Genomic DNA, 21,512 nt, shown 5'->3' on the forward strand with positions numbered 1-21,512 from the left:
GCAGTTGCAGCTATAAAAAAGCCGTCATACGACGGCTTTTTTGTAGCTCCGAAAATTCACTTCGGCTGCTTCCGATACTCAGTGGTGGTGATGCCCGCATAACCCCAGTTATCGGTATCGACTTCCTCGATCACGATGTGGGTCAGTTCCGGTGGCTTGCCGAGAACGCGTTTCAAGGTGTCGGTGATTTCGGCGATGACCTGGGCTTTCTGCTCCCGGGTGACGCCGTCACGGGTGATTCGTACGCTGACGAAAGGCATGATGCTGCTCCTGTGATCAAATGAGACGCCGGCCAAGTAAAGCACTGCTCCGATGATTTCATCTACAGTGACGCAGTCCCTCATTTGATCCCCGGTGTCATCAATCATGCAGCGAGTATTCGACGACCTTCAGTTGGGCAGCATCGAACTGTTTTGCCTCGCGGCCGAGGCCGGCAGCTTTACCGCGGCCGCACTGGTGGCCGGCGTAACACCGGCCGCCGTGAGTCGTTCGGTGTCGCGCATGGAAGAACGCCTGGGCGTTCGGCTGTTTGCGCGCACTACCCGCAGCGTCAAGCTGACCGACAGTGGCCGCCGCTATTACGAGGAATGTCGTCAGGCACTGGCTCAGTTGGTCGAGGCTCAGCGCGAGGTCATGGGCCAGCAACAGCAACCGTCCGGCACACTGCGCATCAGTATTCCCACGACCTATGCGCATCATCGGATCTTGCCGTTGCTGCCGGCGTTTCGGGCGCGCTTTCCAGACGTGAAAGTCGAGTCGCACATCAGCAATCGCAACATCGATTTCGTCGGTGAAGGTTATGACATGGCGATACGCGTGCGGGCGATTCCGGATTCCGGCCTCATCGCCCGGCACCTTGAGGACGCCGCGCTGGTGATGATTGCCAGCCCCGATTACCTGAAGCGCGCGCGTGTCCCACAAAACCTCGACGACCTTGCACAGCACGAATGCATTCAGTACGAACTGCCCAGCAGCGGTCGACGCATTGCCTGGCTGTTCAACGACAACGGCGCACCGCGGGAGATTCTGGCCGAGGGCAGCTTCAGTTGTTCTGACGATGTGCTCGGTGGCGTAACGTTGGCCAAACATGGGGCGGGACTGTTTCAAACCTATCGCTTCATCGTCGAAAACGAACTGGCCAATGGCTCGTTGGTGGAAGTGCTCAAATCTTATGGCGGACGCTCCCGGCCGTTCACCCTGCTCTATCCACAAAGCCGCCATATGCCGCTGAGACTGCGGGCATTTATCGATTTTCTGGTCGAGCATCTGCCGCGATAAGCATTGAGACTGTCCGATCACCGCACACAAAACCTCAATGAAAGCGCTCTCCAATTGACCGAACTAACCAGCTAGTACAATTTATCTCCACAGGCTGAACCCCCCAGCCCATTCCAAAAATAATAAGTGGAGAGACTTCGATGTCCCCTATCGTTCTGGTGCTCAACGGCCCGAATCTGAACCTGCTCTGCACTCGCGAACCGGCGACTTACGGTCACGAAACTTTGGCAGACATCTCGGCGCTGTGCGGACGCGCTGCCGAAGAATTCGGCCTGGCGGTGGAATTTCGCCAGACCAACCACGAAGGCGAATTGCTCGACTGGATTCACGCGGCCCGTGGCCGTTGCGCCGGAATCGTCATTAACCCGGCGGCCTGGACACACACTTCAGTCGCGATCCGCGATGCCTTGATCGCCAGCGAATTGCCGGTGGTCGAAGTCCACCTGTCCAACGTTCACGCCCGCGAGCCCTTCCGGCATCACTCCTTCGTTTCAGCCATCGCCACTGCGGTAATGGCCGGTTTCGGCAGCCACGGTTATCGCCTGGCGCTGGATTATTTCAGCCAACGTTTGAAGGGGTGAACACCGTGACTCAGAACAACGCGGTATTGGCCGGGCTGATCGGCGCCGGCATCCAGGCTTCCCGCACCCCGGCGCTGCATGAGCATGAAGGTGATGCCCTGGGTTTGCGCTACCTCTATCGCTTGATCGACCTTGATCAGTTGAAACTCGACAGCAGCGCCCTCCCCGATCTGTTGATGGCCGCCGAGCGCATGAACTTCACCGGCCTGAATATCACCTTTCCGTGCAAGCAGGCGATCATCCCGCTGCTCGACGAATTGTCGGCAGAAGCTCGCGGCATCGGGGCGGTGAACACGGTGGTGCTGAAGGACGGCAAGCGCATCGGCCACAACACCGACTGCCTGGGTTTTTCCGAAGGTTTTCGTCGGGGATTGAAGGACGTTGCCCGCAAGTGTGTGGTCCAGATGGGCGCTGGCGGCGCAGGTGCGGCGGTGGCCCACGCGTTGCTGAGTGAAGGCGTACAGCTGCTGAGTATTTTCGACGTGGAGATCAGCCGCGCGCAGGTGCTGGCGGACAATCTCAATCAACACTTCGGCGCTGGCCGGGCCGTGGCGGGGCATGATTTGCCGAGCACGTTGGGCCAGGCGGATGGATTGGTGAACACCACGCCGATGGGCATGAAAAAACTGCCGGGCATGCCGGTGCCGGTGGAGTTGCTTCGGGCTGAGTTGTGGGTGGCGGAGATTGTTTATTTTCCGCTGGAAACCGAACTGCTACGCAACGCCCGCGCCCTGGGTTGCCGGACGCTGGATGGCGGCAACATGGCGGTGTTTCAGGCGGTGAAAGCGTTTGAGTTGTTTAGCGGTGTGGTGCCGGATGTGCAGCGGATGCTGGAACATTTTCAGAGCATGAATGGCTGAAAAGCTTCGTCGGAATGCCGCCCAGACCAAGCCTCGCTCCTACGGGTCACCACATTCCTGTAGGAGCGAGGCTTGGTCTGGGCGGCATTCCGACGAAGGCGTCAAGCCTGCAAATAACGCAAAACCGACTCGCAGATCATCTCCCGATGACGCTGCTTGATGCTTTCGTCCGGCAAGTCGATCTGAAAGATCTCACTGAAGGTATGGCGGTTCGACACGCGATAAAAGCAGAACGAGCTGATCAGCAGATGTACATCCAGCGGCTCAAGCCCAGCGCGGAACACGCCTTCTTCGGCACCGCGACGCAAAATCACGCCCAGTGAATCGAGGATGGTGTTGTTCATCGCCTTGATCGCGTCGGAGCGCTTCACGTATTCAGCGTTGTGAATGTTCTCGATGCTGACGATGCGCACGAAATCGACGTTGCGATCGTGGTGATCGAAGGTGAACTCCACCAGCCGCCGAATCGCCTCCACCGGTGCCAGTTCGGCCAGGTGCAGATGGTTTTCCGTATTGCGGATGTCACCGTAGAGTTTCTCCAGCACCTCGACGTAGAGCTGTTCTTTACTGCCGAAGTAGTAATAGATCATGCGTTTGGAGGTGTGGATGCGTTCGGCGATCGCATCGACGCGAGCACCGGAAAGCCCCTGCTGGACGAACTCGACAATCGCCTCTTGAAGGATGTTCTCGCGGGTCTTTTCCGGGTTGTTCTTGCGACTCTTGCGCGGCCCGGCGCTGGGTTCGGCGGGCGCTGCGGAGAGTTCTGAAGTTATCGTCATTGCGGGCTCACGGCCATCACTGCACAGGCTGGCGATTATGGGCCGCGCCGCACAGTGAAGGAAGCCGCGGGGCAGCGGTTTGTCGCCGTGTTTACGATTTTCCTACAACTTTGCCTGACGTACGGCACCGCTTCGGGATTTGGCCATGGCCGCCAGGCGCACCGCCACGTTGGCCGCGCCGTAACCGACGTAGCCATTTTTACGCTGGATGATTTCAAAGAAGAATCGTCCTTCGAACGGTTCGGTGTACACATGAAACAGCTCACCACCCTGGGCATCACGGTCATAAAGAACGTTGAAATACGCCAGCTCGCTGAGGAATTCATCGTCGAAATCGAACCGGGCAGCGAGGTCATCGTAGTAATTGAGCGGGATGTCCAGCAGCGGCACGCCCGCCTCCTTGGCACGACTGACTTCGGCAAAGATGTCATCGCAGTCAAACGCGATGTGATGCACGCCGGAGCCGCGATAACTCGACAGCGCGTGTGAGATTGCGGTGTTGCGGTTCTCGGAAATGTTCAGCGGCAAGCGAATCGAACTGTCACGACTGCGCAACGCCCGGCTCTTCACCAGGCCGTACGGATCGGGCAACACCACTTCGTCGTCGGCTTCAAAATCCAGCAAGCTCTTATAGAACAGCACCCAACTGTCGAGGCTGTCGGCGGGCAATGCCATCGCCATGTGATCGATGCGTTTGAGGCCGCCACTGGCCGCAGCGGCCGGTTGCAGATTGAAGTCGGTGCCGTAGACGTCGGCTTCCTGATCCACCAGGTAGATCAGACTGCCATCCGGCGCGCGTACTGCCGCGAGTTCCAGCTCGTTGGGGCCAACCAGCCCGCGATACGGCTGACCTTTATAGGCCACGGCCCGGGCCAGCGCACTGGCACTGTCCTTGACCCGCACGGCGGTGGCGCACAGTGAAGGACCGTGAGCTTCGAAAAAACTGTGGGCGAACGAGTAAGGCTCGGAATTGAGGATCAGGTTGATATCGCCCTGACGCAACAGGCTGACGCTCTTGGAGCGATGTTGCCCGGCCTTGACGAAACCCAGTCGCTCCAGCCAATGGGAGAGCTTGGCGCCAAGGCTTTCGTCCACTGCGAACTCGAGAAACTCGATGCCGTTGTATTCGCTGGCCTTGGGCGTCTCGAACAGAATGTCGAGACTGGCTGCCGGTGTCGCTTCCTGCGCCAGACGCTGGCGGGTTTTCTCCTCGAGGTACAGCAACGAACGCAAACCGTCGGCGGCGTTGGCACGAGGCGGCGCGGCGCGGAAACCGTCGTTGAAGATTTCCAGCGACAGCGGCCCGGTGTAACCACTCTTGATGATCGGGGCAAGGAAGCCCGGCAAATCGAATTCACCCTGGCCCGGGAAGCAGCGAAAATGCCGACTCCACTCCAGCACGTCCATCGCCAGAATCGGCGCGTCGGCCATTTGTACGAAGAAGATCTTGTCACCGGGAATTTCGGCGATCGCACTCGGATCACCCTTGAGCGACAGCGTGTGAAAGCTGTCCAGCAACACACCAAGGCTTGGGTGATCGGCCTGACGGACGATGTTCCACACCTGTTGCCAAGTGTTCACGTGCCGGCCCCAGGCCAGTGCTTCGTAGCCAATCCGCAGCCCGCGTGCGCCGGCGTGTTCGGCCAGCAGCCGCAAGTCATCGACTAAAATCTGTTCATCACCGATGGAGTCGGCCGAGGCGTTACTGCACACCAGCACCAGGTCGGTGCCCAGTTCCTGCATCAGGTCGAACTTGCGCTCGGCCCGTTCCAGATTGCGCGACAGCCGGTCGCGGCGGCAGCCTTCGAAGTCGCGGAACGGTTGAAACAGCGTGATCGCGATCCCGAGATCGGCGCACATCTGCTTAATTTCCCGCGGGCTGCCGTCGTAGTAGAGAAGGTCGTTTTCGAAAATCTCCACCCCGTCAAAACCGGCGGCGGCAATGGCTTCGAGTTTTTCCGGCAGGGTACCGCTCAAGGAAACGGTGGCAATGGAACGCTGCATGTTTCGACTCCCGGTGGTGGGGACAATCTTGTTAGAGGCATCGCCCCCTTTTATGTAGCAGCTGGCGAAGCCTGCGTTCGGCTGCGTAGCAGTCGTGAAATAAGGCGATGCGGTCTTGCAGGAAAACCGCGTGTGCTGGGTTTACGACTGCTTCGCAGCCGAACGCAGGCTTCGCCAGCTGCTACAGGGACCGCGTTTTCTTGAAGTAAATTATTGGCTGGAAGATCTCTCACAGCAATTCAAAGTGTACTATCCGGTTAGTTTTGCGTGCGATTATCGAACACAATGCCGATTGGCGAATTGACGATTTTTCGTCCACTGCCCAACATCGACGACACATTGAGTCCGGTCGCACACATCGGCCTCGGTGACCAAAGACCCAGAACACCACATAAAAATAATCGGTGGCCCACATGACTCCTTCTCAAAGCTCTCCCGTGGAGCGTTCCTCCTTGACTCCAGCCACAGGCGGCATCGGCGACAAGATCCGCGGCGCCATGGCGGTCGGCAAAACCCGTTGGGGCATGCTGGCGCTGGTGTTTTTCGCCACCACGCTTAACTACATCGACCGCGCCGCACTGGGTGTCATGCAGCCCATCCTCGCCAAGGAAATGAGCTGGACGGCGATGGACTACGCCAACATCAACTTCTGGTTTCAGGTCGGCTACGCCATCGGTTTTGTGCTGCAAGGCCGGCTGATCGATCGGGTCGGCGTGAAGCGCGTGTTCTTCTGCGCGGTGCTGCTCTGGAGCCTGGCGACCGGCGCCCACGGCCTGGCCACTTCGGCGGTCGGCTTCATGGTCTGCCGATTCATCCTCGGTCTGACCGAAGCCGCCAACTACCCGGCCTGCGTGAAAACCACGCGGTTGTGGTTCCCGGCGGGCGAACGCGCCGTGGCTACCGGCATCTTCAACGCCGGCACCAACGTCGGCGCGATGTTCACGCCAATGCTGCTGCCGCTGATCCTGCACGTGTGGGGCTGGCAAGCCGCGTTCCTGTGCATGGCGTCACTGGGCGGGATCTGGTTGCTGTTCTGGGGTTTGAAGTACTACCACCCGGAAGAGCATCCGAGCGTCAAACAATCGGAGCTGGACTACATCCAGAAGGAAGTCGAACCGGAACAGGCCCGCGTACCGTTCTCGAAAATCCTGCGCATGCGTGGCACCTGGGCCTTCGCCCTCGCCTACTCCATGACCGCGCCGGTGTTCTGGTTTTACCTGTACTGGCTGCCGCCGTTCCTCAATCAGCAATACAACCTGGGGATCAACGTGACCCAGATGGGTATCCCGCTGATCATCATCTACCTGACCGCTGACTTCGGCAGCGTCGGCGGCGGGATCCTCTCTTCGTTCATGATCGGCCGCGGCATGAACCCGATCAAGGCGCGACTGCTGTCCATGTTCCTGTTCGCCTGCTGCATCGTCGGAGTGATCATGGCGGCGGGTTCCAGCAGTCTGTGGGTCGCGGTGTTCGCCATCTCCCTGGCCATCGGTGCACACCAGGCCTGGACCGCGAACATCTGGAGCTTGGTGATGGACTACACGCCTAAACACATGATGAGTACGGTGTTCGGCTTTGGCGGCATGTGCGCAGCGATCGGCGGGATGTTCATGACCCAGTTGGTCGGCCACATCCTGACCATCACCAACAACAACTACACCGTGCTCTTCACCATGATTCCGGCGATGTACTTCATCGCGCTGATCTGGATGTACTTCATGGCGCCGCGCAAGATTCCTACCGTTACCGAGTAAAGCTCTGACGCAATAACCCTTGTGGGAGCGAGCCTGCTCGCGAAAGCGGTAGATCAGTCAATGCAATGTTGAATGACTATCCGCATTCGCGAGCAGGCTCGCTCCCACAGTTCGTTCACCATTTTACCGACGACTCTGTTGCCACGCCGCCGCCAATCCGCTGCAGCAAATCACCGCGATCCCGACCACCGTGGTCAAGGTCGGTGTGTGGGAAAACAGCAGCCAGCCCAGCAAACCGGCGAAGACAATCTGGCAATAGCCGAACGGCGCCAACAGCGCAGGAGCGGCGTAGCGGAATGCCTGGGTCAGAAACAAGTGTGCCGTCATTCCGCACGCGCCCAGCGCCACCATCATGAAGCCATGCCCAACGCTCGGCACTTGCCAGAAGAACGGCACCAGTGCGCTCATCACCAGGGTGTTACACAGGCCGGCAAAAAAGTTGCTGGTGGTCGGACTGTCGATGTTGCTGAGCTTGCGAGTGAGCAGCTGATAGAAGCAAAAAAACAGCGCGGAACAGAGCGGCAGCAACACCGCTGGCGTGAACAGATCGCCACCGGGATGAACGATGATCAACACGCCGATAAATCCGCAAATCACTGCGATCCATTGGCCTCTGGTGACACGCTCACCCAGCAGCGGCACCGACAGCGCGGTCACCAGGACCGGCGCAAGAAAGTTGACCGCCGTGGCTTCGGCCAACGGGATGTACTGTAAGCCGGTGGTAAAAAACAGACTGGTGCCCAACAGGCACAACGCCCTCACCAACTGCAGCATCGGCCGTTTGGTCCGTAGGACGCGCAGCCCGGATTGCGGCAGAAAAATCCCGGCCATCAACAAGGTGTGAACCACATAGCGGGCCCAGACCACCATCACGATCGGATAGAACCCCGAAAGGTATTTCGAAAAGGCGTCATGACTGGAAAACAGGAAGGTGGCGACGACGATCAGCAAAATCCCTTTGAAGGGTTGGTTTACGCCGGAGAGCGGTGTGCTTGCTGTCATGGGTATCCCTTGCGAAGTGAAACGTGTCGCTGGCGGCGAATTCCAATAATTTAGAACCTGGTTCCAGATTCCAACACAAGCATAGGCCGAAAGTGTTCGAACACCGCACGGTTTTATGGTCGACAAAAATCAAATGTGGGAGCGAGCCTGCTCGCGATAGCGGACTTTCAAACAGCTCAGATGTTGAATGTCAGTCCGTCATCGCGAGCAGGCTCGCTCCTACAATGGATCTGTGCTGAATAAATTAACTGAACAACTCCGACGCCAGACTCGCCGCCGACAATTCCTCGGCATACCTCAATAACGCCGGCGCCAACTCATGCAACCGCGCGCCCGGCATCCGCGCACTCGGCCCGGCGATACTCAGCACACCGATCACCCGCCCCTCGCTCGGGTGCCGCACCACCGCCGCGATCGCCGAGGTGCCCACCGCCGAGCTTTCCTCGACCCAGGCGTAGCCCTGCTCCCGCGCCAGACGCAGGCGTTCCAGCAATTCGATGTTGGAACGCGGTGCATTCGGCCCAAGGTCTTTAGGCCGCTCGCCGCCCTGGCGCTCCACCAGCGACAACGCCTCGGCATCGCTCATGCACGCCAGCCACGCATGGCCCGACGCGGTATAGAACAACGGCGCATCGCGGCCCATTTCCGGGTCATAACGCAGGCCGGAACGGGCCCCCTGGGATTTGGCGATCCAGACCTGCCGCTCGCCTTCAATCACCCCAAGACGCACCAGCTCCCCGGTTTCCTGGGCCAGACGATCCAGCACAGGCTGAACGATATCGGCGCCACTGCCCGACAGGTAACGAAACCCCATCGCCACCAGTTTGGTGGATAAGTGATACCGCAGGTTCTCCGGATTCTGCCGCACATAGCCCAGGCGAATCAGCTCCGCGAGCAGACGATGGGTTGCGCTTTTAGGGATGTCCAGTTGCTCCGCGAGCATCTGCATCGGCAGACCGCGAGGGTCACTGGTGAGGCTTTCGAGCACGCTGAAGACACGTTTGATCTGACTGCCGGCCATGGGAGGTTCCACATACAATTTGCCTGATTCTAGAAGATGAACCGTGTAATGCGAAATCTGGAACCCGATGTTCGATACACACTGTGGCTTGTCTGTTAGATAAAAACCTACCCTCTGACGGAATTCGATGGGTGATCCATGTTCCTACAGTCAGCAAGGCTCCCGGCCAGCGCGAAAAAGCCGGACAGCCGGACTGGCGCCGCCCCCACACACCAGCAACACTCATCACCACGGACAATCAGAGGATTCCCACATGCTATGGAAAAAAGGCCGACGCAGCGACAACGTGGTCGACGCCCGTGGTGATGGCGGCGGTGGCGGCGGGATGCGCTTTGGTGGCGGCAAAGGCCTGAGCCTGACCGCGATCATCCTGATTGTCGGGATCGGCTGGATCACCGGCCAGGACCCGATGCAAATCCTCGGACAACTGACCGGGCAAATGACCGAGCAATCGGCCCCGGCCACCAACCAGAGCCGCAAGGCACCGCCGGCCACCGATGAAGGCGCCGAATTCGTGCGCTCGATCCTCGGCGATACCGAAGACACCTGGGGCCAGATTTTCCAGCAGGCCGGTCGACAGTATAAAAACCCGACGCTGGTACTGTTCAGCAACCAGGTGAACTCGGCGTGCGGCCTGGCGACATCGGCGACCGGGCCGTTCTATTGCCCGGCCGACCAGAAGGTCTACCTGGACACGGCTTTTTTCCAGGAAATGTCGCAACGCTTTTCCGCCGCAGGTGACTTCGCGCAGGCCTACGTGATCGCTCACGAAGTCGGACACCACGTTCAGACGTTACTCGGCGTTTCCGCGAAAATTCAGGCAGCCCGTCAGCAAGGTCGGCAGATGGAAGGTGATGGCGGACTGTTGGTGCGCCAGGAGTTGCAGGCCGATTGCCTGGCCGGTGTCTGGGCCAACAATGCGCAGCAGCGTCTGAACTGGCTGGAGCCGGGTGACATCGAAGAAGCCCTGAACGCGGCCAACGCCATTGGCGACGACCGTTTGCAACAGAAAGGTCAGGGCCGCGTGGTACCGGACTCGTTTACCCATGGCACATCGGCGCAAAGGGTGCGCTGGTTCAAAACCGGATTTGCGCAAGGCCAGGTGGGCCAGTGCGATACCTTTGCGGCGAAAACTCTGTAAATGAAAATTTGGTTGTTGATTGTGTTGTTCGCGTGCGCAAGCACCCAGGCTGCGGAGCATGGCGTCAAGGAGCTCAGCCCCGGGCGATTGTTGTTGAAAGAAGGCGAGATGGCGGTGAGCCTCGGCTCGGCGCCAGCAAAAATCGAACGCGTGCTGATCATCATCCATGGTCGTCTACGCAACGCTGAAACCTATCGCCAGAGCGCCGAGCACTCGGCGGAGCTGGCCGGGCAAAGTGCAAGCACCCTGGTGATCGCCCCGCAGTTCCTCAACGAAACCGACATCGCGCTGCATCCGGTGGCGGACACAGTGTTGCGCTGGCAGGGCAATGACTGGATGGCAGGCGGTTTATCCACCGCTCCTTTTGCGTTGAGCTCCTACGCGGCCCTCGATCAAATCATCGAGAGAGTCAGCGACCGTCGGCAGTTTCCGGACGTGAAGCAAATCATCATCGCCGGGCACTCCGGTGGCGCTCAAGTGGTTCAGCGCTATGCGCTGCTGGCGCGTGAGCAACCCGCCCTGAAGGCCGCCGGCGTGAAGCTTCGCTACGTCGTCGCCAACCCTTCGTCCTACGCGTACTTCAATGAGCAGCGGCCGGTGGCGTTCAACCATGCGGCGTGTCCCGGTTTCAATCGCTGGAAGTACGGGCTGACGGATTTACCCGTTTATGCCAGTGGGCAAACGGCACCGCAAATTGAAGGCAGTTACGTCAAACGGGATGTGACTTATCTGCTTGGGCAGCAAGACACCGACCCGAAGCATCCGGCACTCGACAAAAGTTGTGAGGCCAAAGCGCAAGGTGCTTATCGTTTGGTTCGCGGGCGCAATTATTTCGATTACCTGCTGCGTCGCAACCCGAAAGGGGTCAATCAGCGACTGGTCGAAGTGCCGGGGGTCGGGCATAACGGGGATGAGATGTTGACGTCGCCGGAGGGGCAGAAGGTTTTGTTTGGTCAGTGAGTTTTTTATTGTCTGATCTGACGTCTTCGCGGGCAAGCCTCGCTCCTACAAGGACGTGCGCAAACCAAGGAGCGAGCGGTGCGGCGATCCGACTTGCCCGCGAAGGGGCCTTCAAGCCGAGAGCATTTCCCGCAATACCCCACAATCCGCCGCATGCCAATCCGTCAGTTCAGGCCAAGGGTTATCCGGTAAATTCACCAACACCGTCCGCGCCCCCGCCGCTCGACCGCAATCCAGATCAAAGCGGTAATCCCCGACCATGACTAACTCGCTCGCCGGCACGTTCCACGCCTCGGCCAACTTCAGCAAACCACCCGGATGCGGTTTAGGCGGCGCTTCATCACGCCCCAGCACATCCTCCATGGCAAAGCAGTCAGCCAGGCCGATCGCCTCCAGTGTGACGTGCGCCAGCTCCCGGGCATTGCGCGTAAGAATGCCCAGGCGATAACCGCGCCCGGCCAACTCACGCACCAGCTCCACCGCGCCCGGCGCCGCTTTCGAACCCAGCGCCAGGTCTCGTTCGTGTTCCAGCAGCCACGCATGTTTGGCGGCCGCTTCTTCGGCCGGCAGCGCTGCGAGGTGGGTCAGGATGTCGTCTTCGGCCGGGATCGCCAACGCCACGCGAATCGCCGCGAAGTCATGCACGGCCACCGTCAGGGTGCCGTCCATGTCGAACACCCAGTGCCGCACCTCAGCCAGGCTCATGCCCAATCCTTGCGGTGACGGATCAAGCCTTCCTGAGTGACCGAAGCCACCAGTTGCCCGGCACGATTGAACACGCTGCCACGGGTGAACCCGCGAGAATTGCCGGCCCATGGGCTGTCCATCGCGTACAGCAACCAGTCATCGGCGCGCAGATCCGCATGGAACCACAGCGCGTGATCGAGGCTGGCAACCTGCATGTCTTTCTGCCAGACCGATTTGCCATGGGGCTGCATCGAAGTGGTCAGCAGGCCGAAGTCCGAGGCGTAGGCCAGCAGGTATTTGTGCAGCGCCGGAGAGTCGGCCAAGGCACCGTCGGCGCGAAACCAGACGTACTTGACCGGATCGGACGGTTGCGGGTTGTAGGGATCTTTCTCGGTGATCGGTCGGAATTCGATCGGTTTGGGGCACAGGAATTTTTCGCGCATGTGCTCGGGAATCAGGTGCGCACGCTGTTGGGTGAGTTCCAGTTCCGAGGGCAGATTTTCCGGGCCGACCACGGTCGGCATCTCGGCCTGGTGCTCGAAGCCTTTTTCGTCGTACTGGAACGAGGCGCTGCAGGTGAAGATCGGATTGCCCTTCTGGATCGCCGTCACTCGACGGGTGCTGAAACTGCCGCCATCACGCACCCGGTCAACCTGATACACCACGGGCAACGCGGAATCGCCCGGACGCAGGAAATAGCCGTGCATCGAATGCACATGGCGCGCTTCTTCGACCGTCTGACTGGCCGCCGACAAGGACTGACCGATCACCTGACCGCCGAACAACTGACGAAAACCCAAGTCCTGACTGCGGCCACGGAACAGGTTTTCTTCGATCGGTTCCAGGGTCAGCAAGTCGACCAGATCATCCAACACTTGGCTCATTCAGACTCTCCTCACACAAAGCATGCCGCGCAGTCTTGGCTGCGACGGTCGATTCAGTTTATGGCCAGGGCCCATGGGAGCCATTGTAAACGTCCGTGCCTGCTTATCCATGCAAGGTTTGCAGCCATTGTTCACGGGTGATGCGATACAACACATGGTGACGCAGGGGATGATCGACCGCGAGCTTGGGATGTTCAAAATCATCGGCTGAATCATGGTGCATGCCGATTGCCTGCATGACTTTCTGCGATGGCATGTTGGTTTCTGTGGTGAACGACACGACTTCTTTCAGCGGCATCCGGTCAAACCCGCAGCGCAGAGCGGTCCACGCCGCTTCACTGGCATAACCCAGCCCCCAATGCTCGCGCGCCAGGCGCCAGCCGATTTCTGTGGCCGGGGTAAACGGTGCATCGAAACCGACCACGCCCAGGCCGGTAAAACCGATGAATGCCCCGGTGTCCTTACGCTCCAGCGCCCAGAGGCCGAAGCCATGCTCGGCAAAATGCCCGCGGACCCGTCCGATCAGCGAAGCACTTTCGAGACGACTCAAGGGTGCCGGAAAATATCGCATGACCTGTGGATCGGCGCACATCGCCGCAAACTCCGGCAAATCCTCATCGCGCCACTGCCGCAACAGCAGTCGCGCGCTCTCGAGTTCCAGTATCGGCTCCATCGTGTCCTCCCCTTTCCATGCCGCAAGTCTACAACGCTGGTAGGATCCTTCACTCATTCCTGCCTGAATTCGTTATGCCACTGCCGCTGATCTACCACGAAGACTACAGCCCCGAGTTCCCGGCGGATCACCGCTTCCCCATGGACAAGTTTCGCCTGCTGCGCGATCACCTGGTGGACAGCGGCCTGACCCGGCACGCCGACCTGCTGCGCCCGGAACTCTGCCCCCCGGAGATTCTTGCCCTCGCGCATGACGCTGCCTATATCGAACGCTACATGAGTGGCGAGTTGTCCCGCGAAGACCAGCGGCGTCTCGGCCTGCCCTGGAGCGAAGCGCTGGCCCGGCGCACGGTGCGGGCGGTCGGCGGGTCGTTACTGGCGGCGGAACAGGCGCTGGAACACGGGCTGGCCTGTCATTTGGCCGGTGGCACCCATCACGCGCATTACGACTATCCAGCGGGTTTCTGCATCTTCAATGACCTGGCGGTGATCAGCCATTTTCTGCTGGAAAGCGGCCGTGTGAATCGGGTGCTGATCTTCGATTGCGACGTGCACCAGGGCGACGGGACTGCACGAATACTGCACAACACCCCGGACGCGATAACCGTTTCCCTGCACTGCGAAAAGAATTTTCCTGCACGCAAGGCCGAAAGTGACTGGGACATCCCGTTGCCCAAAGGCATGGGCGATGCCGATTACCTGAAGGTGGTGGACGACGCGCTGAATTATTTGCTGCCGCTCTACCAACCGGACCTGGTGTTGTATGACGCCGGCGTCGATGTGCATAAGGACGACGCACTCGGTTACCTGAAGCTGACAGACGAAGGCGTCGCCGCTCGCGATGAAAGCGTGATGCGTCATTGCCTGGGGCGGGATATTCCGGTGGTCGGGGTGATTGGCGGCGGCTACAGCAAGGATCGCAAGGCCCTGGCGCGCCGCCACGGCATCCTGCATCACAGCGCGCAGCGGGTCTGGCAGTCATCAGGTTGTCATTGAGGCGTGAGCCTTTACCCACAATGCCTGTGGAACTGCCTGTGGATAACCTGAGTGAAAGGGTCTGCAGGCCATGCGGAACATAGGCTGCAAGTCGGTGGTTGTTTTTTAACCACCTCTCAAAAACACCAACAAATCCCCTGTAGGAGTGAGACCGGCTTGCCGGCGATGGGGCCTTCACATCCAACATCGATGTCGACTGACCCGGCGCCATCGCGAGCAGGCTCACTCCCACATGAATCAGTGCTGATAGAATGCCCGGCTTATTCCGCCATACCGCAGCGCATTCCATGACTCAGCCCTCGACATCCTCCCCTTCACAAGTCGCCATCATCGGCGGCGGCCCCGCCGGTCTGATGGCGGCCGAAGTGTTGAGCCAGGCCGGGATCAAGGTCGACCTGTACGACGGCATGCCATCAGTGGGGCGAAAATTCCTGTTGGCCGGTGTCGGCGGCATGAACATCACCCATTCCGAGGCCTACCCGGCGTTTCTCTCGCGCTACGCCGAACGCGCACCGCAGATTGCGCCGTTGCTGCGCTCATTCGGTGCTGATGCGCTATGCCAATGGATTCATGACCTGGGCATCGAAACGTTCGTCGGCAGCTCCGGCCGGGTGTTTCCGACCGACATGAAAGCCGCGCCCCTGTTGCGTGCCTGGCTCAAACGCCTGCGAGATGCCGGCGTGGTTATCCACACCCGCCACCGTTGGCTCGGCTGGGATGACAACGGTGGGTTGCGCATCGACAGCCCCGAGGGCGAAAAGATCATCAAACCCGACGCCACCTTGCTGGCCCTCGGCGGTGGCAGCTGGTCACGCCTCGGTTCGGACGGCGCGTGGATGCTGCCACTGGAACAGCGCGGCGTAGGACTGATGCCGCTGCAACCGAGTAACTGCGGCTTCGAGGTGCAGGCCTGGAGCGACTTGATGGTCAGCAAATTCGCCGGTTCGCCGCTGAAAAACATCGCCATCGGCCTCAATGACGACGTGCCGCGCTTGGGTGAATGTGTGATCACCGCGACCGGGATTGAAGGCAGTCTGATCTACGCGCTGTCAGCACCGATCCGCGAAGCCATCAACCAGCACGGCTCTGCGACCATTCACCTCGACCTGCTGCCGGGCCGACCTGTGGATAAAGTTCAGGCTGCGCTGAGCAAACCGCGCGGGTCGCGCTCCATGTCCAAACATTTGCACAGCCAGCTTGGGATCGACGGCGTGAAAGCGGCGTTGCTGCGCGAACTCACGCCGGCCGAATGCTTCGCTGATCCGGCGTTGCTGGCCAAAGCGATCAAGGCGTTGCCCCTGACGTTAGTGAAAACCCGTCCACTGGACGAGGCCATCAGCAGCGCCGGTGGGGTGATGTTTGAGTCGATGGATGAACGGCTGATGCTCAAGCAATTGCCTGGCGTGTTTTGCGCGGGGGAAATGCTGGATTGGGAAGCGCCGACTGGAGGGTATTTGCTGACGGCGTGTTTTGCCAGTGGGCGAGCGGCGGGGTTGGGGATGGTGGAGTGGTTGAAGCGCAAGGACTGAAACCGAAGCGCGCCCATCGCGAGCAAGCTCGCTCCCACAGGTGACCGGGTCTTTCAGAAAGAATGCGGTCAATGTGGGAGCGAGCCTGCTCGCGATAGCGGCTTAACTAACGCCGCACATTTTAAGGCTTCTTCTTACGGGGCCCGGTATTAAACACCGGCACCTTGCGCACAGGCTTGATCGAAGGCTCAGGCGCCGAATTATCCCCGCTCTCAACCCACTTACCCAGGTTGCGCTTACCGCCACCGGACGTCTTCGGTTTCTTCGGTTTTTTCGGCTTCTTCACCACCTGACCGCTGGCATCGGTATCCGGCACCCGATGCTCAGGCTCGAAGTCATGTTCCATCTGCCGAGGCAACGTCTGACGGGTCAACGTCTCGATGGCCGACAGCAAATTCACTTCATCGGCGCAGACCAGAGAAATGGCCTGCCCGGTTGCGCCCGCACGGCCGGTACGACCGATCCGATGGATGTAGTCCTCTGCCACGATCGGCAGGTCGAAGTTGACCACCAATGGCAAATCTTCGATATCCAGACCACGGGCCGCAACGTCAGTGGCGACAAGAATCTGCACTTCACTGGCCTTGAACCGGTCCAGCGCACGCTGACGAGTCGCCTGCGGTTTGTCGCCGTGGATACCGTCGGCGTTGACGCCCAGGCCCTGAAGCTTTTCCACCAACGCGTCCACGCCATTGCGGGTCTTGGCGAACACCAGCACCTGCTTCCACTTGCCCTTGCGCAGCAAATGGATGAACAGCTCCGGCTTGCGCTTCTTGTCCACCACCACAACCCATTGCTTGACGGTGCTGGCGGCGACATTGCGCGGGCTGACTTCGATGCTCAGCGGATCGTTGAGCATTTGCCCGGCCAGCAAACGGATGGCGTCGGAGAAGGTCGCGGAGAACAACAGCGTCTGACGTTGCTTCGGCAGCACGCGGTAAATATTCCCCAGCTCCTCGGAAAAACCCAGATCCAGCATGCGGTCGGCTTCATCAAGAATCAGGGTTTGCAGCTGATTGAACTTGAGGGCCTTCTGGCGATACAGGTCGAGCAAACGACCCGGGGTCGCCACCAGCACGTCGACACCTTTGCGCAGCTTCATCATTTGCGGGTTGATGCTGACGCCGCCGTACACCGCATAAGTGCTCAACGGCAGGTTCTCGGCGTACTGACGCACGGCTTCGTGCACCTGTTCGGCCAGTTCGCGAGTCGGTACCAGGATCAGGGCGCGCACCGAGTTGGAGGCCACTTTCGGCCCTTCCATGGCCAGCAACTGCAGCAGCGGCAGCGCGAAACCGGCGGTCTTGCCGGTGCCGGTCTGGGCCGCGGCCATCAGGTCGCGACCAGCCAGCACCGCCGGAATGGCTTGCGCCTGAACCGGCGTCGGGGTCTGGTAGCCGAGCGTCTCGAGAGAGCGCAGCAAGGGTTCGATCAGGCCAAGGGTGGCGAAAGTCATGGGATTACCGTAGGAAAATTCAGCGCGGGTTTTTCAAAACAAGTGTGCAAAACAAGATGCAATGGCGCGCAGTTTACCCTAATTCACGCTCGATTCTGTCTGCACCACGGCAGCCGGTCGAACCGGCGCACGTCGCCACTGCGGCAAACCGATCAGCACCACAGCGCTGATGATCACCAGCATCGCCAGCGCTTCTTCGATGCCGATGGTTTCGCCGACGAACACGATCCCCAACAACACCGCCACCGCCGGGTTGACGTAGGCATAACTGGTCGCCGCCGCCGGACGCACGTTTTTCAACAGGTACATGTAGGCGTTGAAAGCGATGATCGAACCGAAGACAGTCAGGTAAGCCAAGGCTGCCCAGCCTTCAATCGGCGGCAGGCTTTCCAGATGCTCGCCACTCACGGCGCTGCCGATCAACAACGCCACGCCGCCCACCAGCATTTCCACGGCACTGGCCATGGCGCCCTGGGGCAACGGCAAGTGTTTGCTCCATACCGAACCGAAGGCCCAGGAAGCGGCCGCGAATATCAGCAATGCAGCGCCCAGCGGACTCGATTGCAGGTTGGAACCGAGGTTGAGCATGGCGATGCCGATCAGCCCGAGCACAATCCCGGCCCATTCGAGACGAGTATTACGCGCGCCCCAGAAATAGCCGCAGAGCAAGGTAAACAACGGCACCGTCGCCACCGCCAACGCAGCCACACCCGAAGCGACGCCCGTGTGTTCAGCCACGCTGACCGCGCCGTTACCGCACGTCAGCAGCAAGATCCCGATGATCCCGGCGGCTTTCCACTGCGCCCAGGTCGGTGCCGGTGCCCCGCGCCAGCGCAGGAACGCGTACATCAGCGTCCCGGCAATCACAAAGCGAATCCCGCCGAGCATCAACGGCGGCCAATACTGCACGCCGATACGAATGACCAGGTAGGTCGAACCCCAAATCACGTACAACGCGAAAAAGGCAGCGATCAACGGTAAGGGAAAACGACGTAAGCCAGGCATGGGCAGCTCGATGACAAGACAATGTGAACCGCTATTCTAGAAAGGCCAGCGGCGTAAAATAAGTTACAAAACCTGTTTATAGCGCCGGTACACTTTTCAAAACACGGAGATCGGCGCTATATGCCGTGTTTTCGTAAGTCAATCATTTTTCAGGAAGACGACCATGGATAAATACGACCGCATGCTCCTCGGCGCCCTGCTGGAAAACGGTCGTGCGTCCTACGCCGACCTGGCGCGCAAGGTGAACCTGTCCGCCCCGGCCGTGGCCGAACGCGTGGCCAAACTCGAGGCTTGCGGGGTGATCACCGGTTACCAGGCGAAAGTCGACATGGCCAAACTCGGGTTGCCGATCCAGTGCGTTATCGAACTGCGCCTAAACCAGCATGGCAACCAGAAGGCCTACGACGACCTGATCAAAATCCCACAACTGACGGAGTGCCATCGGGTGACGGGCGATCCGTGCGTGATCATGCAAGCGGCGGTGGGATCGATGCCGGAGTTGGAGGAGTTGATCAACCGGATTGCCAAGTTCGGGTTCAGCAAGACCTCGATTGTGTTGTCGAGCGCCATCGAAAAGCGCGTGCCGTTGGGGCAATTGGAAGGGAATGGCAGAATCTGAAACGGCGCAGTCCCTGTAGGAGCGAGCCTGCTCGCGAAAGCGGAGTATCAGTCGACATCAACGTTGAATGATAAACCGCCATCGCGAGCAGGCTCACTCCCACAGGGGGATTTGCATCGTTATCAGAATCCGCGATGGCATCGGCCATGACCCGGTGAGCCTGGCCAACAACCCGTTCCCACAGGTGTTACCTCATTCCTGTGGGAGCGGCGGTGCGACGATTCGACTTGCCCGCGAAGCGATCTGTCAGACGCTGCTGTAACTTGCAGGCAACAAACCCGGCATATCCCGTAGACGCACCCAAGGTTCCTTGCGCCAATGCAGCAGCCGCAGCGTTCCGCCCGCCCATTCCATCGCCCGCATATGCGGCGCTTGATTCGAAATGGACCCGACTTCCTCCCGCAACACCTGCACCACGTCGTGGGTCAGCCAACGTCGTAAATGGCGGTTTTCCGGGCAGTAGTGGTAGACCAACATCGCGTACACGCCCGATTCACTCAGCATCAAGGTCTCTCGGAGACCATCATTTCCGGACAGACACATCAGTTGCTTCTGATCCGCATCAAGCTTGAGCACTTGCCTTCCATTTATGTCCACACCCATCAATCGACCTATATCGTGGGCGCAGAACCAGGGCTCTGCGTGCAGCAACAATGCGCGCAGCTGGATGTGATGACGGATGAATGTTTTGGGGGTGAAGTGAGCTGCGCTCGTAGCTGATTGCGCAGAGTCTTCGGGGGGATTGGGGGTAACTTTAATCATGGCGAATTTCCTACTGAAAGTTGGAGCCGCCAGCATCACTTGCAGATGATGGGTGGCAGCTATGTGCGGGTCTGCAAGACCGAGTCAGTAGACAACCCCGGCAGACCCGAAGGTCTCCCGCACACAGCTACCATAAATCGATGGTCGCAAATAAAGCGACGCGATTATAGGTGTGCCGTTAGGCGTCTACCAAACTATCGGCGGGCTTGCAGTCCCGGTCGCTGAATTGGCAGCGACATCCCAGAGGTTATCGATGCCCCAGATGAGGGGCAAGACAGACATTCCCTAAAATTCGGTAGGACCGATCATCAACCCGGAGGCGTCGTTAAACACATCAACTCACTGTGCAAACGCGAAACCGCCATCACACGATGGACGCCAGGAAACGCAACAGATACTGTCGTTTGAGTGACGGCCAAGCGCCCTCCCCCGAAAACAAAAAGCAATTTGAATGAGAGGATCTCTGAGATGACATGGAAAGGAACTTTGCGCTCGATGCAAGCGTCAGCTCGACGGGCTGAACGTAACTCGAAGCGTCGTCAACGCGAGCTTCAAGTGCAGGAAAAAGAATACGCAAAGATGGAAGCTCGTGAGCAAGCAGCCTACGAAGTTGAAGTCTATGAAAATCACATCGAACTGCTGTTATCGATGCATAAGGATTCTGGAGAGGAAATCGATTGGAACGAGTTCGTGCAACGACCTGCACCACTCAAACCTGTCGCGCTCAACAGCTTAGAAAACCAAGCCAGAAAGAACGAAACAAGCTACAAGCCTGGCTTCTTCGCTCGCGCGTTGAAGCTGGAGACGAGAAAGCGTCGCAAGTTGGCAGATGCGGTTCAAACCGCAGTAATCAAAGACAAACAGCAGTTGGACCAAGCGTTAGCAGAGTGGGAATCAAAAAATAACGACTGGACAGAAGAGTTCGAGCTTGCTCAAGGAATACTGAAGGGTAACGGCCAGTCCAAAATTGAAGCCATCAAGCGGATAGACCCTTTCACAGATATTTCGCATATCGGCACCGCCATAGTCGTCTCTATCGCTGGCGACGGCATTCTTGAATGCACGCTCTCGGTTCACGGCGAAAAAGTAATCCCTCAAGAAATAAAAGCACTACTACAGAGCGGCAAACTTTCCGTTAAAAAAATGCCGACCAGCAAATTCAATGAATTGCTGCAAGATTACGTGTGTAGCTGCGTTTTGCGGGTCGGGCAGGAGTTGCTGAGCATTCTGCCGGACGATTTAGTTATCGTTACAGCCGTCGATACCTTGCTCAACTCTGGGACCGGCCATCTGGAAGAACAGCCAATCCTGAGCGTAGCAATCTCGCGTGAGACGCTATTCAGGCTGAACATGCAGAGCATCGATCCATCAGACTCAATGAAGAACTTCGTGCATACGATGAATTTCAAGAAGACAACAGGTTTCATGCCCGTGAGCAGGGTTAGTAGCCGAGATTTCGCGAATCCTGCGTAATCAAAGAACCGTCGCAGAACCAATGTGGGAGATTCTATGTTGCCCGGCA

Annotated in this window: 21 protein-coding genes; 10 read left to right on the forward strand and 11 right to left on the reverse strand. The window is 59.0% G+C overall.

Features of this window, described 5'->3' with window-relative positions:
• Window positions 1-56 precede the first annotated feature (56 nt).
• Window positions 57-260, reverse strand: a complete 204-nt coding sequence (locus ACA070_RS26815) for a tautomerase family protein (RefSeq protein ID WP_438658142.1) — start codon at window positions 258-260, stop codon at window positions 57-59.
• Window positions 261-366: 106 nt separating this feature from the next.
• On the opposite strand from ACA070_RS26815, the gene ACA070_RS26820 reads away from it, so the two are divergent.
• The 3 genes from ACA070_RS26820 to ACA070_RS26830 all read left to right on the forward strand — a co-directional run bounded on the left by ACA070_RS26820 (window position 367) and on the right by ACA070_RS26830 (window position 2,719).
• Complete coding sequence (locus tag ACA070_RS26820) at window positions 367-1,278, forward strand: LysR family transcriptional regulator (RefSeq protein ID WP_497448994.1); 912 nt, start codon at window positions 367-369, stop codon at window positions 1,276-1,278.
• Window positions 1,279-1,418: 140 nt separating this feature from the next.
• Window positions 1,419-1,859 carry a type II 3-dehydroquinate dehydratase gene (aroQ, locus tag ACA070_RS26825; protein ID WP_497448995.1) on the forward strand — a complete coding sequence of 147 codons (441 nt, stop codon included), beginning with the start codon at window positions 1,419-1,421 and terminating at the stop codon, window positions 1,857-1,859.
• Window positions 1,860-1,864: 5 nt separating this feature from the next.
• The gene (locus ACA070_RS26830; RefSeq protein WP_497448996.1) at window positions 1,865-2,719 is read left to right on the forward strand and encodes a shikimate dehydrogenase; all 855 of its coding nucleotides are present in this window, start codon (window positions 1,865-1,867) and stop codon (window positions 2,717-2,719) included.
• A 101-nt stretch (window positions 2,720-2,820) separates the two neighbouring features.
• Here the strand turns inward: ACA070_RS26830 and ACA070_RS26835 are convergent, their stop codons facing one another.
• Together ACA070_RS26835 and quiC are read right to left on the reverse strand one after the other, a co-directional pair.
• Window positions 2,821-3,498: a TetR/AcrR family transcriptional regulator gene (locus ACA070_RS26835; RefSeq protein ID WP_497448997.1), complete on the reverse strand. Its 678-nt coding sequence runs from the start codon at window positions 3,496-3,498 to the stop codon at window positions 2,821-2,823.
• Between the two features lie 102 nt (window positions 3,499-3,600).
• Window positions 3,601-5,502 (reverse strand): 3-dehydroshikimate dehydratase QuiC, encoded by a 1,902-nt coding sequence (gene quiC, locus ACA070_RS26840; RefSeq protein WP_497448998.1) that lies wholly within the window; start codon window positions 5,500-5,502, stop codon window positions 3,601-3,603.
• A gap of 497 nt (window positions 5,503-5,999) precedes the next feature.
• On the opposite strand from quiC, the gene ACA070_RS26845 reads away from it, so the two are divergent.
• On the forward strand, window positions 6,000-7,256 hold the full coding sequence (locus ACA070_RS26845; RefSeq protein WP_497452029.1) for an MFS transporter: 1,257 nt from the start codon (window positions 6,000-6,002) through the stop codon (window positions 7,254-7,256).
• A gap of 123 nt (window positions 7,257-7,379) precedes the next feature.
• On the opposite strand, the gene ACA070_RS26850 is transcribed toward ACA070_RS26845, so the two are convergent.
• Together ACA070_RS26850 and ACA070_RS26855 are read right to left on the reverse strand one after the other, a co-directional pair.
• A complete protein-coding gene (locus tag ACA070_RS26850) occupies window positions 7,380-8,258 on the reverse strand; it encodes a DMT family transporter (RefSeq protein ID WP_497448999.1) in 879 nt (292 codons plus the stop codon).
• A gap of 244 nt (window positions 8,259-8,502) precedes the next feature.
• Window positions 8,503-9,279: an IclR family transcriptional regulator gene (locus tag ACA070_RS26855; RefSeq protein ID WP_497449000.1), complete on the reverse strand. Its 777-nt coding sequence runs from the start codon at window positions 9,277-9,279 to the stop codon at window positions 8,503-8,505.
• A 253-nt stretch (window positions 9,280-9,532) separates the two neighbouring features.
• On the opposite strand from ACA070_RS26855, the gene ypfJ reads away from it, so the two are divergent.
• Both ypfJ and ACA070_RS26865 read left to right on the forward strand, forming a co-directional pair.
• Complete coding sequence (gene ypfJ, locus ACA070_RS26860) at window positions 9,533-10,420, forward strand: KPN_02809 family neutral zinc metallopeptidase (protein ID WP_497449001.1); 888 nt, start codon at window positions 9,533-9,535, stop codon at window positions 10,418-10,420.
• Window positions 10,421-11,380, forward strand: coding sequence for an alpha/beta hydrolase (locus tag ACA070_RS26865; protein WP_497449002.1), 960 nt, complete (start codon window positions 10,421-10,423; stop codon window positions 11,378-11,380).
• Between the two features lie 111 nt (window positions 11,381-11,491).
• Here the strand turns inward: ACA070_RS26865 and ACA070_RS26870 are convergent, their stop codons facing one another.
• From ACA070_RS26870 to ACA070_RS26880, 3 genes are all read right to left on the reverse strand, one after another.
• Window positions 11,492-12,085 (reverse strand): HAD family hydrolase, encoded by a 594-nt coding sequence (locus ACA070_RS26870; protein WP_497449003.1) that lies wholly within the window; start codon window positions 12,083-12,085, stop codon window positions 11,492-11,494.
• Window positions 12,082-12,951 (reverse strand): acyl-CoA thioesterase II, encoded by an 870-nt coding sequence (tesB, locus tag ACA070_RS26875; protein WP_010467428.1) that lies wholly within the window; start codon window positions 12,949-12,951, stop codon window positions 12,082-12,084. Before tesB ends, ACA070_RS26870 begins: the two co-directional genes overlap by 4 nt.
• Before the next feature lie 103 nt (window positions 12,952-13,054).
• Complete coding sequence (locus tag ACA070_RS26880) at window positions 13,055-13,624, reverse strand: GNAT family N-acetyltransferase (protein WP_462025280.1); 570 nt, start codon at window positions 13,622-13,624, stop codon at window positions 13,055-13,057.
• A 74-nt stretch (window positions 13,625-13,698) separates the two neighbouring features.
• On the opposite strand from ACA070_RS26880, the gene ACA070_RS26885 reads away from it, so the two are divergent.
• Together ACA070_RS26885 and ACA070_RS26890 are read left to right on the forward strand one after the other, a co-directional pair.
• Complete coding sequence (locus tag ACA070_RS26885; RefSeq protein ID WP_497449004.1) at window positions 13,699-14,619, forward strand: histone deacetylase family protein; 921 nt, start codon at window positions 13,699-13,701, stop codon at window positions 14,617-14,619.
• A 287-nt stretch (window positions 14,620-14,906) separates the two neighbouring features.
• Window positions 14,907-16,148: a TIGR03862 family flavoprotein gene (locus tag ACA070_RS26890; RefSeq protein ID WP_497449005.1), complete on the forward strand. Its 1,242-nt coding sequence runs from the start codon at window positions 14,907-14,909 to the stop codon at window positions 16,146-16,148.
• Window positions 16,149-16,269: 121 nt separating this feature from the next.
• On the opposite strand, the gene rhlE1 is transcribed toward ACA070_RS26890, so the two are convergent.
• Both rhlE1 and yedA read right to left on the reverse strand, forming a co-directional pair.
• Entirely contained in the window at window positions 16,270-17,604 is a 1,335-nt protein-coding gene (gene rhlE1 / locus ACA070_RS26895; protein ID WP_497449006.1) for an RNA helicase RhlE1, read from the reverse strand.
• A gap of 78 nt (window positions 17,605-17,682) precedes the next feature.
• Window positions 17,683-18,609, reverse strand: a complete 927-nt coding sequence (gene yedA / locus ACA070_RS26900; RefSeq protein ID WP_497449007.1) for a drug/metabolite exporter YedA — start codon at window positions 18,607-18,609, stop codon at window positions 17,683-17,685.
• Window positions 18,610-18,772: 163 nt separating this feature from the next.
• Here yedA and ACA070_RS26905 point away from each other — a divergent pair, with 163 nt between their 5' ends.
• Entirely contained in the window at window positions 18,773-19,228 is a 456-nt protein-coding gene (locus ACA070_RS26905) for an Lrp/AsnC family transcriptional regulator (protein WP_497449008.1), read from the forward strand.
• Between the two features lie 246 nt (window positions 19,229-19,474).
• Here the strand turns inward: ACA070_RS26905 and ACA070_RS26910 are convergent, their stop codons facing one another.
• On the reverse strand, window positions 19,475-19,990 hold the full coding sequence (locus tag ACA070_RS26910; protein ID WP_497449009.1) for a BRO-N domain-containing protein: 516 nt from the start codon (window positions 19,988-19,990) through the stop codon (window positions 19,475-19,477).
• A gap of 468 nt (window positions 19,991-20,458) precedes the next feature.
• On the opposite strand from ACA070_RS26910, the gene ACA070_RS26915 reads away from it, so the two are divergent.
• Window positions 20,459-21,463: a hypothetical protein gene (locus ACA070_RS26915; protein WP_497449010.1), complete on the forward strand. Its 1,005-nt coding sequence runs from the start codon at window positions 20,459-20,461 to the stop codon at window positions 21,461-21,463.
• The last annotated feature ends 49 nt before the right edge of the window (window positions 21,464-21,512 follow it).

The sequence above is a fragment of the Pseudomonas sp. LBUM1678 genome, assembly GCF_059695575.1.

Excerpts from the sequence above, each read along its gene's own strand:
- ACA070_RS26815 (WP_438658142.1), bottom strand. The coding sequence starts at position 260 with ATGCCTTTCGTCAGCGTACGAATCACCCGTGACGGCGTCACCCGGGAG.
- ACA070_RS26820 (WP_497448994.1), top strand. The coding sequence starts at position 367 with ATGCAGCGAGTATTCGACGACCTTCAGTTGGGCAGCATCGAACTGTTT.
- aroQ (WP_497448995.1), top strand. The coding sequence starts at position 1,419 with ATGTCCCCTATCGTTCTGGTGCTCAACGGCCCGAATCTGAACCTGCTC.
- ACA070_RS26835 (WP_497448997.1), bottom strand. The coding sequence starts at position 3,498 with ATGACGATAACTTCAGAACTCTCCGCAGCGCCCGCCGAACCCAGCGCC.
- quiC (WP_497448998.1), bottom strand. The coding sequence starts at position 5,502 with ATGCAGCGTTCCATTGCCACCGTTTCCTTGAGCGGTACCCTGCCGGAA.
- ACA070_RS26845 (WP_497452029.1), top strand. The coding sequence starts at position 6,000 with ATGGCGGTCGGCAAAACCCGTTGGGGCATGCTGGCGCTGGTGTTTTTC.
- ACA070_RS26850 (WP_497448999.1), bottom strand. The coding sequence starts at position 8,258 with ATGACAGCAAGCACACCGCTCTCCGGCGTAAACCAACCCTTCAAAGGG.
- ACA070_RS26855 (WP_497449000.1), bottom strand. The coding sequence starts at position 9,279 with ATGGCCGGCAGTCAGATCAAACGTGTCTTCAGCGTGCTCGAAAGCCTC.
- ypfJ (WP_497449001.1), top strand. The coding sequence starts at position 9,533 with ATGCTATGGAAAAAAGGCCGACGCAGCGACAACGTGGTCGACGCCCGT.
- ACA070_RS26865 (WP_497449002.1), top strand. The coding sequence starts at position 10,421 with ATGAAAATTTGGTTGTTGATTGTGTTGTTCGCGTGCGCAAGCACCCAG.
- ACA070_RS26870 (WP_497449003.1), bottom strand. The coding sequence starts at position 12,085 with ATGAGCCTGGCTGAGGTGCGGCACTGGGTGTTCGACATGGACGGCACC.
- tesB (WP_010467428.1), bottom strand. The coding sequence starts at position 12,951 with ATGAGCCAAGTGTTGGATGATCTGGTCGACTTGCTGACCCTGGAACCG.
- ACA070_RS26880 (WP_462025280.1), bottom strand. The coding sequence starts at position 13,624 with ATGGAGCCGATACTGGAACTCGAGAGCGCGCGACTGCTGTTGCGGCAG.
- ACA070_RS26885 (WP_497449004.1), top strand. The coding sequence starts at position 13,699 with ATGCCACTGCCGCTGATCTACCACGAAGACTACAGCCCCGAGTTCCCG.
- ACA070_RS26890 (WP_497449005.1), top strand. The coding sequence starts at position 14,907 with ATGACTCAGCCCTCGACATCCTCCCCTTCACAAGTCGCCATCATCGGC.
- rhlE1 (WP_497449006.1), bottom strand. The coding sequence starts at position 17,604 with ATGACTTTCGCCACCCTTGGCCTGATCGAACCCTTGCTGCGCTCTCTC.
- yedA (WP_497449007.1), bottom strand. The coding sequence starts at position 18,609 with ATGCCTGGCTTACGTCGTTTTCCCTTACCGTTGATCGCTGCCTTTTTC.
- ACA070_RS26905 (WP_497449008.1), top strand. The coding sequence starts at position 18,773 with ATGGATAAATACGACCGCATGCTCCTCGGCGCCCTGCTGGAAAACGGT.
- ACA070_RS26910 (WP_497449009.1), bottom strand. The coding sequence starts at position 19,990 with ATGATTAAAGTTACCCCCAATCCCCCCGAAGACTCTGCGCAATCAGCT.
- ACA070_RS26915 (WP_497449010.1), top strand. The coding sequence starts at position 20,459 with ATGACATGGAAAGGAACTTTGCGCTCGATGCAAGCGTCAGCTCGACGG.